The sequence below is a fragment of the Psychrobacter sp. AOP22-C1-C5 genome (genome assembly GCF_052378885.1).
Classification (GTDB): domain Bacteria; phylum Pseudomonadota; class Gammaproteobacteria; order Pseudomonadales; family Moraxellaceae; genus Psychrobacter.
Genome location: NZ_JBQSYC010000002.1, coordinates 261,491 through 274,166 on the forward strand (window position 1 = coordinate 261,491; position 12,676 = coordinate 274,166).

Sequence of the window (12,676 nt, forward strand, 5' to 3'; positions counted from 1 at the left end):
AACTTAGTCATTACTTATGAGTGGATCAAAAGCGCGTTTTAAATTTCTTTGGCGCTTGGTTTTGCATGTCTTGTATTTGCTTCTGCATCTCTTCGGTGCTTGGCATGTTGTTGGGATCAAGTCCCATTTGCTTTGCCATCTGCTCTGGGTTCACATCTCTAGCACCGCCTTGCTGACCGCCACCACCAAATAATGGACCACCGCCACCAGCACCGCCGCCGCCAGTTAGACCTTGTACTGCTTTCATCATTTTGCTGATGCCTTCAGGCTTTGAGATCATCTTCATCATTTTTGCCATTTGTTTGTGCTGTTTGAGCAAACGATTGACGTCTTGAATCTCACGACCAGAACCTGCAGCGATACGGCGTTTACGGCTTGGATTGATTTTATCAGGGTTTTTGCGCTCAAATGGCGTCATAGAATTAATCAATGCTTCCATCTCACGCACTTTTTCTTCTGGTTTGGCATCTTCAACGGCTTTTTGCATGTCAGAGCCGCCCATACCTGGCATTTTATCTAAAAATCCTGCCATGCCGCCCATGCTCTTCATTTGCTGAAACTGGGTCAATAGATCCTCAAGGTCGAACTCGCCGCCCTTTTGCATCTTCTGCGCCATTTTTTCGGCTTTATCACGGTCGATTTTTTGTTCAACCTCTTCGACCAGACTTAGTACGTCACCCATACCAAGGATGCGCTGAGCGATACGTTCAGGATGGAACAGCTCTAACGCGTCTAATTTTTCACCGCGACCTAAGAACTTAATCGGCTTGCCTGTAATAGCGCGTACAGAAAGCGCTGCGCCGCCACGCGCATCACCGTCAGTCTTGGTTAAAATAACACCCGTCAATGGCAATGCATCATTAAAAGCTTTGGCAGTATTGGCCGCATCTTGACCGGTCATGGCATCAACAACAAACAGCGTCTCAGAAGGATTGACTGCTGCTGTGAGCGCTTTGATCTCATCCATCATGTTGTCATCGATATGCAAACGACCTGCCGTATCGATAATCAAAATATCTTGATATTGAATCTTGGCTTCTTCAATGGCTCGTAGCGCGATATCAATCGGATTTTCTTCAGTGCTTGAATTGACAAACTTCGCATTCACTTGACCAGCGACCTGCTCAAGCTGTTTAATGGCAGCTGGACGATAGACATCAGCTGAGACCAGCATGACTTTTTTCTTATGGCGCTCTTGTAAGAATTTAGCCAATTTACCAGCCGTGGTCGTTTTACCCGCCCCTTGCAAACCCGCGAGTAGATAAACAACAGGTGGTTTACCTGTCATCTCTAGCTGCTGATTGGCACTGCCCATCATTTCGGTCAGCTCATCGTGAACGATTTTGACGAATGCTTGTCCTGGTGCCAACTCTTTTAATACTTCAGCGCCCAGCGCTTGCTCTTTAACACGCTTCACAAAGTCGCGAGTGACTGGTAGCGCCACGTCGGCTTCTAGCAACGCCATACGCACTTCACGCAAAGTGTCTTTGATATTGTCTTCAGTCAGTTGTCCAGTTCCCACAATATTGCGCAAGCTCGACGATAAACGTTCTGTTAAGGTATCAAACATAAATAACTCTCAGTTAAAATAATTCGCAGTTAAAATAATTCTTAGTAAAACCATTTAAATGGATTACAGATAATAGTGGGATGCATTATAAGATATCAGATTGTTTTTTTATCAATAGCATCATAAAAAACGTTAAATTATCAACACTATAGCATTAAGACGACTTAAACATTATCGTCGGTTTGCAAAAGGCTTGGACATTAAAGGTGTCATTCATGCCTAATAAGCTTGGTTCAGGTTGACTTAGCTGAGCATTTGTAAGGAATACGCAAGATGGTACTCAATTGGCCACCATTTTATGATAAATTGGACAATTATTCTAATTATTCCGATAATACCACTTTAGCATTACATTGAGCAGTCATTATACGCTCAATATGAGATGAGGCTTTATATCTGTGCACTTTGCATTCCTACTTGCTAGCCTAGCTTATATCTTAGTCAGCGTTTACCTTGGTTGGACGCTGACTCAAGACAAACCTATCCACAAAGGCTTCAGCTTAGGGTTATTGGTGGTCGGTATGGGTGCGCATGCGGTGCTACTGTATCCCTATGTTGTCACTCTTTATGGTTTGAATTTTAACTTATTCAATATCATCAGCTTAATCAGTTTATTTTTCTTGTTCTTCTACGTCCTATTTTGTTTGTATCGTCCCATTGTGAGCCTTGGCATTTTAGCCGCGCCAACAGCGCTTATAGGCATGACGGTCGGCTATATCGGCCGCGCCCCTTATCAGCCCATAACAAGTATCAGCATCGGGCTTGAGGCTCATATTCTATTGTCTCTTGCCGCTTATTGCGTGCTGCTGATGGCAGCGGTGCAAGCGCTATTTTTACGCCTACAAATACGTGAGTTGAAGCACCATACGATTCATCGGTTTTGGGTCAATAAACTGCCGTCGTTGCAAAGCATGGAAAGCCTATTGTTTGATATGCTCTTGGTAGGATTTGTCTTGCTTAGTATTGCACTAGGCATTGGTTTTATCTATGTAGAAGATTTGATGGCGCAGCACATTGTGCACAAAACTGTCTTTAGTCTGCTGTCGTGGTTGCTGTTTGGCACTCTTTTACTTGGCAACTGGCGCGCAGGCTGGCGTGGTAAGCGTGCTGCCAATATCACTATTTATGCCTTTATTTTATTAGCCATTGGCTTTGTCGGTAGTAAGTTTGTATTAGAGCTGATGTTGGGAATCGCTTAATAAAAAAAACGGCAGTCAGCAGTAGCGTTTTATACTAATACTGACTGCCGCTTGATCGTTTGATGAAATGAGCAACTAATATTTTGCTCATTACTAAAAACTGTGTTAATTAAAAACCACGGTCTTATTGCCCGCTACAATCACACGATTTTGCACATGCCAGTTCACAGCGCGTGCCAATACATTACGTTCGATATCGCGGCCAATTGCTCGTAGTTCCGTCACACCTTGGCGATGAGTGACACGGTGAACATCTTGCTCGATAATAGGCCCTTGATCGAGCTCAGCGGTGACATAATGCGCAGTCGCACCAATCAGCTTGACGCCTTTATCATAAGCTTGACGATACGGATCTGCGCCCACAAACGCTGGTAAGAATGAATGATGAATATTGATCACTTGCATTGGCCAGCGCTTCACAAAGTCAGGCGATAGTATCTGCATATAACGGGCTAATACGAGTAAGTCGTTGCCTTCCATCAACTTATGAATCTGCTCTTCAGCCTGTTCTTTATTATCCTTTGTAACCGATACATGATGAAATTTAATGCCAAAGTTTTTTACTGCTTGACGCAGGTCAGCATGGTTACTGACCACACAGGTAATCTCGCAGTCAAGCAAGCCGCGCTGATGTCGCCATAACAAATCCAACAACGCGTGGTCGAACTTAGATACCAAAATACCAACTTTGGTCTTAATCGCATTGTTATGTAGCCGCCAATCCATATTGTGGCGTTTGGCGACTGTGTGCCCAAAGCTGACCTCAAAATTATCGATAATCTCACTCAATCCTGCCAAAGCGAACTCTAAACGCATAAAATACTGACCGCCCTCATGGGCTGTTGAGTATTGATCAAGCGTAATGATATTAGCGCCGTAACGATGAATAAATTCAGAGACCGCTTGTACGATACCCGCTTGGTCTTTGCATTTGATCAAAAGCGTAGCAGTATCGCTTGCGCCAGTCGCAGGTGCATTAAGAGGATTTGGCTTTAGAGTGGTTGATGGAGCCGTTTTGGTATTATCTGACATAGTACGCCCAATTAAAAAATAAAATTATTACAATCTAAATGCTATCAGCAGCATAGGAAACCGACTATTTTAATCTTTTTCGAGATGTTTTGCTGGCGGAGTTGCTTGTTTTTGGTTATTTAGGGTAATTTGGTTTTGACGAGTAATAAAGCAAAAACCCCCAACATAGAGTTGGGGGTTTTTGAATGGTTTATCCTATTGAGAGCTAGAACAATTCTGATCGGTACCAAAAGGACTATTCGTATTAGGGCGCATAGGTATTCCAACATCAACATCATCTACTAATGCTGGAAAATCTATTACTCTAGATTGTTGTGATTCACTACCATCTACTCTTGTATTTACAGTAACTTTAGCTCTGTACCAATTAGCATATTGTTTTGGATAACGTATAGAAAAATCTACTCTTCCAGACCCATCTGTTATGAAGTTAAAACTTTGATTAGAATCAACCGTTTGACCATCACTATTAAGTACTGCTGCCACATTAATAGGATCTAGCTGACCGTTACCATTGAAGTCTTCATTAGGATCCAAAATACCATTGTTGTTCTTATCTTCATTTTCGCAAATAACCGCATTCTGCTGCCAAAAATCTGGTTCTAGAGAGTTATTTCTAATAATATCGAAATAACCTTTTAAATAATTATGTGGAGTCAAATTTATAGATACTTTTTGATTTATGGCAGGCTTACCAGCACTGTTAAGAACACTAACAGATCCGTTACGGAAATAATATATTTGCCTATCATCGGAAGATACTTTGTCCGCAAAAGCAAAACTGATATATGTGGATTTGGTTTGAACTGTAATTTCAGAAGTATCCAGAATAGTATTTACAGCCCTTTCCTGGCCATTTGGTAATTTAATTGACTGTACCTGAGCTTTAATAGTAACACCGTTCGTACTTGTTGGGTTTTGTCCTGCATTATAAACAACTGTAGCTATACCACTATCATCAGTATAAGCAAAACCTTGACCTAAGCTTCCACCAGATGCGTCTCTAATAGTGGTAAATTGCACGATGGCATTTTTTACTGGCGCATCGTTTTTATCTAGAACTCTTGCTATTACTGAGGTAGAGCCGCCTACACTAACAACAGCCCGCTCAATCTGTAGAAGCAGCTTGCTAGGTTCAACCGATACAAAACTTAGCGGAGTTTCTTTAGTTTCATTATCAAATTCTGCTCTTATAGTTGCTGTACCAGGTACATTAGAGTCGATATAAAAGTCAACTTTTCCATTTAAAACATTTAATCCACGACGAGAGCTACCTTGAGTATCGTTTATAGAAGCAAATATCTCACCTTTATTGGTTGATAAATATACAATATCACCATTTACTGCATTCGGAACATTTAAAGTTATTTTTTGTTTATTACCAACAACAATGTCAGGGGTTTCTGAAAAACTCATACTTGAGCTATTTGCTGATACTACTGTTAAGATATCAGGAATACGCTGAGTGGTTTTAGCACCTTTAACTTCAATGCTGAATAAGTAACCAACATCTGATATATCTAAATTAGAGGCATTCAAGTCAAAGATGAATTTACCGTTATTGTCTGTTATTCCAGTTGCTGCTTCTTTATCATTGCTATATAAAATAACATTGGCATTAGCGACAGGTTTAGTTGCCCCATCTAAGATTTGCCCAGATACACTGAAGTTGTCGCCAGCTTCTACTAAGTTCTTGGAAGAGACAACATTACTTGTGCTAGTACCAGATACCAAAATAGGAAGTGTTTGTTGAATGACATTATTATTTTCATTAACAACAACAGTTAATAAACTCTCATGGTTTAATTGCGAGTCAATGCCTACTGTGTTTTGTAGTAATTCAATAGCAATTAAGCCTTGGTCATCAGTTACTTGATTAGAAGTACTACTTAAAGATAAACCGTATAAAGAAGCGTCAGCGATATTTATGCTAACAGGAACATTTCTGACAATACCGCCATTTTTGTCAGTTACTCTAATATTTATAGTAGTCTTATCACTACCTGTTAAGAGCTGATTTTTTTCAGCTGATATGTAGATTTCACTTGCATTTGTAGGAGAAGGTTCTGAGTCACCATTCCCAGTACCAGGTTGAGTCACACCTGTATCAGGCTCTGGCGCAATCGTGTCAGTACCACCACCGCCACCACATCCAACCAAAGCCAGTGATAAAGTTAATGCTGTTAATTGAAACAGCTTAGAAGTAGGTAGTGAAGCGTATAGCATGTTTTAGACTCCGCATGAGCAGTGATTTATTCGAGCAAGTAGGCAAAAACCATTACACAGAATCACAATAGATTGGTAATGATACATAGATTTACATTAAAGATGATTGTATTAACAGATTGTATTAAATATATAAAAGAGACTTTACTGACTTTTGTTATAAGTTACAACTAAAAATTAATCTTTACTATTAAATAATCAACAACATAGATAGTACTTTTAAGGGTATAATAGTTATCGTTTAAACCAGCAATAATCATAAAAATATTTGAGTATTCATCTATTTTATGGTATAAATGTCGGCTTTAAAATTTTCTGAATTGGTCAGCCTGTTATTTGCCTTTAGATAGCAGTTCTACCAGCTCAACCTTCATATAGTTTTGTTTGGTGCAAAGCTGCCGCTTGCTGTGTCCATGCCGCAAAAACGTGCAACTTGCCCAGACTGGTATGAGAAAACCTCATACCTCATAGATTAGGAGTTCGCCATGTCTCGAGTTTGCCAAGTGACTGGAAAGCGCCCTATGGTGGGTAATAATGTTTCGCACGCAAACAACAAAACCCGTCGTCGCTTTCTACCAAACCTACACCACCATCGTTTTTGGGTAGAGTCTGAAAATCGTTTTGTACGTCTACGTGTGTCTACCAAAGGTATGCGCATTATTGACAAACTAGGTATCGATAAAGTGTTAGCAGATCTACGCGCACAAGGTCAAAAAGTTTAAGTAGACATTAGCAGCTTATTGATAACGATAATTCTCGTTACTTAAGCTGCTTTTCTGCTACAGCATATGTGGCAAATTACTACTTGAGACCCGTACCTATCGTTTTAAGACCCTCATTTACAGGAAAGCTATCATGAGAGATAAAATTAAATTAGTATCAACAGCTGGTACTGGGTATTACTATACCACTACCAAAAACAAGCGCACTATGCCTGGCAAAATGGAAATCAAAAAATTTGATCCAAAAGTTCGCCAGCATGTGATCTTTAAAGAAGCTAAAATCAAATAATTTCCGTTTTCACCAACGGCTTTATTTGAATAAAAAAAGGGTTTATCATTAGATAAACCCTTTTTTCTGCTCGTAATTTTATTCTTCAGTAGTGCACAATCACATCTAAAGGCCAAACCGATTGAACCTTAACTATAATGTGTCGGCTCTTTGTCATACACATGCGCATGCCATTGGCTCATCTGCTTTTGCATAATAACCTGAATTGCCGCATGAATCATGTGTTGACCAATCGCTTGTGTGTCACTACCCAGTAGCTCTTTTAACTTGTCAGAAAAATCGATGGTCATCAGCGGTGCTTCATCTTGTTCAGCATCACGCAATAACAACTTACCATCTTCAGCTTCTACCAGCTCAAGCGTGGTCTCTTTAGCAAATCCTGCAAATTGGTCGGTACTATCATTATCTGTTTCTATATCATTCTCGATATCGTATGGCATTCGCTTGTTCCTTATAGTCCCGTCTAATACTTGCAAAGAAAATCTCATATAACAAGCTATTATCTTATAGTAGTGCGGGTAAAACTGTCTTACTCATACAATGGACGCTTTGACCTTGAAATTCAAGACCTATCACATAAGTCTTTTATATAAATGATGAGTTTGAGTCAATCTCTAAGGTCAACGCCAATAACGCAGTTTTGATAAAGTAAATAACAACGCGACAAACATACCAAGGTAGTATGCCAGTTTTAGCTCAAAGGTTGGATCACGATATTTGAAAGGCAATGCCACTGTGGCAGTAGCGGTTGGAAAGATTAGCAGCATGATTAACCAATTTTCAATGACATTTAGCCACCCTTGTAAATCAGTTCCATGGCGTAATGAAGCAAGGCCCATCAGTAGACAGGCACTAATCAACATGATAAAAAGACTATTTGGTAAGTCTTTTGGAAAAATAGTATCTGTAATTTTAGTAGCAGGTTTTGACATGGGAGCGTCCAGTCACGCTCATACAGCATGACTTATTGATGAGTAAGAAACTTTCAATGGATCATTCATTAAATGACCGGCCAGCTTGATATTAGGAACGGTCGATTTGGCAGCGTAGCAGTAGATTAACTGTAGCTACCCATCAACCATAACATTGCCACGCAAGCGGTTAGCCAGCCAAGCGTCAACGCATTTCTCGTCTCGATATGCAGACCTTTCACTTTATTAACCACTCGCGAACCGACCCAAAAAAACAGTGGGATACCAATCACAAATGCAGGGACGATGACTGCAGCATGGCGTAATACGGTCTCAACCTCATCACCGATCATTAGGCGAAAACCATAACCTGCAAGACTTAGAACAAGCGAAAAAACTGCTAAACCAATCGTAATACCTTTTGGCACCAAGCTACGCCGCGGTTTAGTATGTCTTGCTGGCTCAGAGAGGACTGATGCGTTAATTGTTTTATTTGCGTCCATAATTCACCTTTACGTTACTTACCGCTATGTATAGTTATCAATTATACAGCACATTTTAGTATTCGTGTTTATGGGTGACCTAAGTTAAAAATTAAGGCGTCTATGAATTCATTCTCAATAATTTCATACAGGTTTATTTGCTAACGTTAACCAGCGCCAGCTCTTCACGCATGGCATCAATAGCAGCCTTATAATCTTCTTGGTTAAAGATTGCAGAGCCAGCGACAAACATATCCGCCCCTGCTTCGGCAATTGCACGAATGTTACTGGCTTTGATACCACCATCAACTTCTAATCTGATGTCTCGACCACTGTCAGTAATGCGCTGACGAACTTGGCGCACCTTGTCTAGAGTGCCCTCAATAAATGACTGACCACCATAGCCAGGATTGACACTCATGAGTAAGATTTGATCAACCTTATCCATGACGTAGTCTAAATAATGTAATGGCGTTGCTGGATTCAATACCAAGCCACATTCTGCCCCGCCATCCTTGATCAATTGCAAGGAGCGGTCGACATGCGCGCTAGCCTCTGGATGGAAAGTGATAATACTAGCACCCGCTTCTAAGAACTGCTCAATCATACCATCAACAGGTGAGACCATAAGATGCACATCGATAGGCGCATCAATCCCATAATCACGTAGCGCCTTACAAATCATACTACCAAACGTCAGATTGGGTACGTAATGATTGTCCATCACATCAAAATGAATCACATCAGCGCCCGACGCTAATACTTTCTCAACCTCTTCGCCCAAACGTGCAAAATCAGCTGAAAGTATCGAGGGTGCAATAAGATAGGGTTTAGAAGAACTGGTCATAAGGAAGCTACCTCATTCATGTTTAAATAAAATAAAAAAGATCTTGGAACGGATATCAGTATTATTCAGATATTGAACGTACTGATATTCCATACTCAAACTGTTAACGCTGCTTGTACTGCGTTTTACAATAAGCACGGCCAACTTCAAAGTCTCGTTTTGCTTGATGTTTGGTAGCACGATTGGTCACTCGTTCACGCCACAGCTTAAAAGACGATGGTTTTAAATCTTGGCGCATTAGCTTAATGACGTCAGACTCAGTAAGGCCAAAGCTGTGCTCTATGGCTCCAAACGGCGTTCTGTCTTCCCACGCCATCTCGATCACGCGTGAGACTTGCGCCTCGTCTAGCACCCTTTCGCCAGCATCATCGACTGATTGGACAATCATATCGTCTGACTGGACAGAACTTGTCCGCGCTTCATTCAAATCAGTGTCGGCATGGATACTAGTCTGCTGTTTATCTTCCAAAGCCGCATCCATATCTGCTCGCATGGTCGCAAGCGTAGTATCAGCAGCGGTAGAATCTGATAAAGAATGAACAACACTCGCTGATGCTAAATCTTGAGAATTTGCCATAAGGCTGACCTTTTAAAAAGTAAACGTATAATAAAAAAATGTCATATCAAATGCTAATTAATTTGTGCCATGTGCCAATGATGTTCAATATGGTCATTCATCATACTTTGAATAAAATAATAACTATGATCATGCCCAGCATGGTAACGCAGCGTCAATGGCTGCTTGGCTTTTTCACAAGCATCTTGGAGCGTTGACGTTTGTAAATGTCCTTCTAAAAAGAACTCATCTGCACCGCCTTGATCAATCAAAATACCGGCATACTGCCGACCTAAGCGGGCAATCACTTTTGAGGCATCAGATTGCTCCCACAAGGCTTTGTCATCACCAAAGTATTCGGTATACGCTTTTTGACCCCATGAAGATTCACTGGCTGAGCAAACAGGTGACATTGCCGAAACACTGATAAATTTACTGGGATGCTTAAATCCTAGTAGCAAAGACCCGTGCCCACCCATTGAGTGTCCCATGATACCCATAGTACTGATTGGGAACTCTGCGCGTAGCAGATCGTACAACTCATCAACAATATAGGTTTCCATATTGAAATGTTCAGCCCATGGTGCCTCTTTAGCATCAACATAATAACCAGCGCCTTGTCCGACAAAATAGCGCTCATCATCGGCTACCTCAATACCTACATCGGCATCGCTACGCGGAGATGTGTCAGGTGCGATAAAAATAATCCCAAGCTCGCTGCATTTTTGTTGAAAATGCCCTTTATGCGTTACGTTGTCCGCATTACAGGTCAATCCTGATAGGTATAAAATCGCTGGACAAAGCTGCCCTGATAACGCTTCGTCAGGCATATAAATACTGAATGTCATCGGCGTTTTGGTAGACATTGATTGATGTCTATAATAATGCTGCTCGCCATTGAAGCAGCGGTTCACACTTTTTTGTGTGAGCTGGGTATTGGCAGACAGACTATGATTATAAGAGTTGTTCATAAGAGGCATCCTTTTTATTCAAAGTAAAATATGCAATGACTTATAAAAAGTCTTTATAAAGTAGTAATTTTTAAAACCTCAAATTATGCTACAGCATTAATTAGCAGTGGTTGCTGTACTATCCACTGGCTGCTGTGAAGCACCCTCAGGCAATATATTAACAGTGGTATCATTCTGATTGATAACGCGAGCGACTGGCGGTCGTGTTTTATCAAATAACACTTGTTCAAACGCAGGTAATGCTGTCTCCATGAGACTGCCAATCGCCATCTGCGGCTCTGAGGGCTCAAACCCCATGACGCTTTCCCGATCATGAACACGTACTCTTGCATCTTTGAAAGCCGCTTCAAAACTGGTATTGCTACGTAGACTTTCAGCAAAAAACGCCTGTCCAAAATAGGTCATTTCAGCAGTATTTGTGCAACCAAATGATGGTCTATCCGCAGCTGAGGCAGTAATCACTACCGTGGTTGGCGATGCCAAATCATCGATGAATGATCCAGAATAACAGGCAGATACCACGATTACACGCCAGCGAATGCCTGAAGCATCTAGCGCCTCGCGTAGCCACGCTGCATCTAAATTTTCTATCGCAAGTGGCGGGTTTTCCAGCTGAATAATATCTGTATTACCGTGCGATGATAGCGTAAGCATCAACACATCTTCGTCGGCATTCATCTGCTGACCGATTCTTTTTAAGCCGCGCAAAATACTGGTTTTGGTGGCAATCGGCTCATCAAGCCAGCTATATGTGTTATTGATTAATGATAAAGAATGACCACTGGTACCAAAACGCACATCAAATAACTCACGTACTTTATTAATCTCAGAGCGAAAAACGTCTTGCTCAGAGAAGCCTGCCACGCCCATAAAGTACCAATCGGTTCTACCTGATACGCTAGGGTCAATACTATTCAAGGCTTCTTGCAACAAACGGGGCTGTTCGTATAGAGCCGCCTCTTCTAATACAGGCTCTACAGGAATCTGTTTGAATATGGGCTGGTCAGCGACATTGCGTTGCCAAATGGTTAAAAGCGCAACCGCGCCTACCAACACAATGATTCGCTCCCACCACGGTATGCGCAGACGACGAGAGAAAATCCATAGCAATGCTAGCGTCTGCCACAAAAACAGCACCAAAAACAAAATCGGTAAAAATGAATAGCTCCAATTGGGTAACCAGCCGTAGCTGCCCAAAAGTTGCATTAAGCTTTGCAATAGCGCTGACAATGTATCAGCGACCAACCACAAAACCACAGGCACAAAAAGCAACGACTGGTTGCCCGCACGCCTTGCCAAAATGATCCCGCCCAACAGAATAATCATTGGCCAAATCAAATAGCTGACCAATCCTTGCTCATTAAAGAGGCTACCGCTTTCAGCTGCCAACCAAGAAAAAAGCACATTGCTGCCGAGCGCCAATAAGGCAAAGACAGCAAACTGCATAAAGGTGGGTTTTACCCAAGAAAACGCACGCGTTGACCCGACTAGCATCCACAAAGTTGCGATAATATTGGCAGCGAAATTGAGCGAAAAGCGCTGAAGTGATACGGTTTTTAACGACGCAAGTGACAAAGACTTAGACCTCTAGCCAGTCGAGAAATATAAAGTAAATCAACTAAAAATGCTTTGATGCGACTACCATTTAATGTGATTGATTTACATTTTTTATGGCATAAAAACATCAGTTTTATAGCTAATTGACTAAGAAATGGTTATAAATGATGAATAGCTCAGACTAATAGTTTAGCTCGCTAATCTATCGCGATTGTAACGGATTGTCGGTCAAGAGGATAAGGCTGATTTGTAAAATTTGCTTATATTTGGCTAAAATCAAACAAAAAAAGAGACCTTGCATGCAAGATCTCTTT

General features: G+C 41.3%; 13 protein-coding genes. 3 read left to right on the forward strand and 10 right to left on the reverse strand.

Features of this window, described 5'->3' with window-relative positions; genetic code table 11:
• Positions 1 to 25 precede the first annotated feature (25 nt).
• Entirely contained in the window at positions 26 to 1,570 is a 1,545-nt protein-coding gene (ffh, locus tag ACT3TH_RS03625) for a signal recognition particle protein (RefSeq protein ID WP_444754492.1), read from the reverse strand.
• 398 nt (positions 1,571 to 1,968) lie between these two features.
• Between ffh and ACT3TH_RS03630 the strand changes: the two genes are divergently transcribed.
• Positions 1,969 to 2,769: a cytochrome C assembly family protein gene (locus ACT3TH_RS03630; protein WP_444754493.1), complete on the forward strand. Its 801-nt coding sequence runs from the start codon at positions 1,969 to 1,971 to the stop codon at positions 2,767 to 2,769.
• Positions 2,770 to 2,874: 105 nt separating this feature from the next.
• Here ACT3TH_RS03630 and purU read toward each other — a convergent pair whose 3' ends face one another.
• Positions 2,875 to 3,801 (reverse strand): formyltetrahydrofolate deformylase, encoded by a 927-nt coding sequence (gene purU / locus ACT3TH_RS03635; RefSeq protein ID WP_444754494.1) that lies wholly within the window; start codon positions 3,799 to 3,801, stop codon positions 2,875 to 2,877.
• A 195-nt stretch (positions 3,802 to 3,996) separates the two neighbouring features.
• Positions 3,997 to 6,027 carry a hypothetical protein gene (locus ACT3TH_RS03640; RefSeq protein ID WP_444754495.1) on the reverse strand — a complete coding sequence of 677 codons (2,031 nt, stop codon included), beginning with the start codon at positions 6,025 to 6,027 and terminating at the stop codon, positions 3,997 to 3,999.
• A 485-nt stretch (positions 6,028 to 6,512) separates the two neighbouring features.
• Here ACT3TH_RS03640 and rpmB point away from each other — a divergent pair, with 485 nt between their 5' ends.
• Both rpmB and rpmG read left to right on the forward strand, forming a co-directional pair.
• A complete protein-coding gene (gene rpmB, locus ACT3TH_RS03645; protein WP_444754496.1) occupies positions 6,513 to 6,749 on the forward strand; it encodes a 50S ribosomal protein L28 in 237 nt (78 codons plus the stop codon).
• A gap of 133 nt (positions 6,750 to 6,882) precedes the next feature.
• Entirely contained in the window at positions 6,883 to 7,038 is a 156-nt protein-coding gene (gene rpmG, locus ACT3TH_RS03650; protein WP_010201403.1) for a 50S ribosomal protein L33, read from the forward strand.
• 128 nt (positions 7,039 to 7,166) lie between these two features.
• Here rpmG and ACT3TH_RS03655 read toward each other — a convergent pair whose 3' ends face one another.
• The 7 genes from ACT3TH_RS03655 to ACT3TH_RS03685 all read right to left on the reverse strand — a co-directional run bounded on the left by ACT3TH_RS03655 (position 7,167) and on the right by ACT3TH_RS03685 (position 12,380).
• A complete protein-coding gene (locus tag ACT3TH_RS03655; protein ID WP_444754497.1) occupies positions 7,167 to 7,478 on the reverse strand; it encodes a hypothetical protein in 312 nt (103 codons plus the stop codon).
• Between the two features lie 180 nt (positions 7,479 to 7,658).
• The gene (locus ACT3TH_RS03660) at positions 7,659 to 7,970 is read right to left on the reverse strand and encodes a hypothetical protein (RefSeq protein ID WP_444754498.1); all 312 of its coding nucleotides are present in this window, start codon (positions 7,968 to 7,970) and stop codon (positions 7,659 to 7,661) included.
• 125 nt (positions 7,971 to 8,095) lie between these two features.
• Complete coding sequence (locus ACT3TH_RS03665) at positions 8,096 to 8,452, reverse strand: hypothetical protein (RefSeq protein ID WP_444754499.1); 357 nt, start codon at positions 8,450 to 8,452, stop codon at positions 8,096 to 8,098.
• A gap of 133 nt (positions 8,453 to 8,585) precedes the next feature.
• Positions 8,586 to 9,278, reverse strand: coding sequence for a ribulose-phosphate 3-epimerase (gene rpe / locus ACT3TH_RS03670; RefSeq protein WP_444754500.1), 693 nt, complete (start codon positions 9,276 to 9,278; stop codon positions 8,586 to 8,588).
• A 103-nt stretch (positions 9,279 to 9,381) separates the two neighbouring features.
• Positions 9,382 to 9,666: a TIGR03643 family protein gene (locus tag ACT3TH_RS03675; RefSeq protein ID WP_444754706.1), complete on the reverse strand. Its 285-nt coding sequence runs from the start codon at positions 9,664 to 9,666 to the stop codon at positions 9,382 to 9,384.
• 242 nt (positions 9,667 to 9,908) lie between these two features.
• Positions 9,909 to 10,805, reverse strand: coding sequence for an S-formylglutathione hydrolase (gene fghA, locus ACT3TH_RS03680; protein ID WP_444754501.1), 897 nt, complete (start codon positions 10,803 to 10,805; stop codon positions 9,909 to 9,911).
• 96 nt (positions 10,806 to 10,901) lie between these two features.
• A complete protein-coding gene (locus ACT3TH_RS03685) occupies positions 10,902 to 12,380 on the reverse strand; it encodes a C13 family peptidase (protein ID WP_444754502.1) in 1,479 nt (492 codons plus the stop codon).
• Positions 12,381 to 12,676 lie beyond the last annotated feature (296 nt).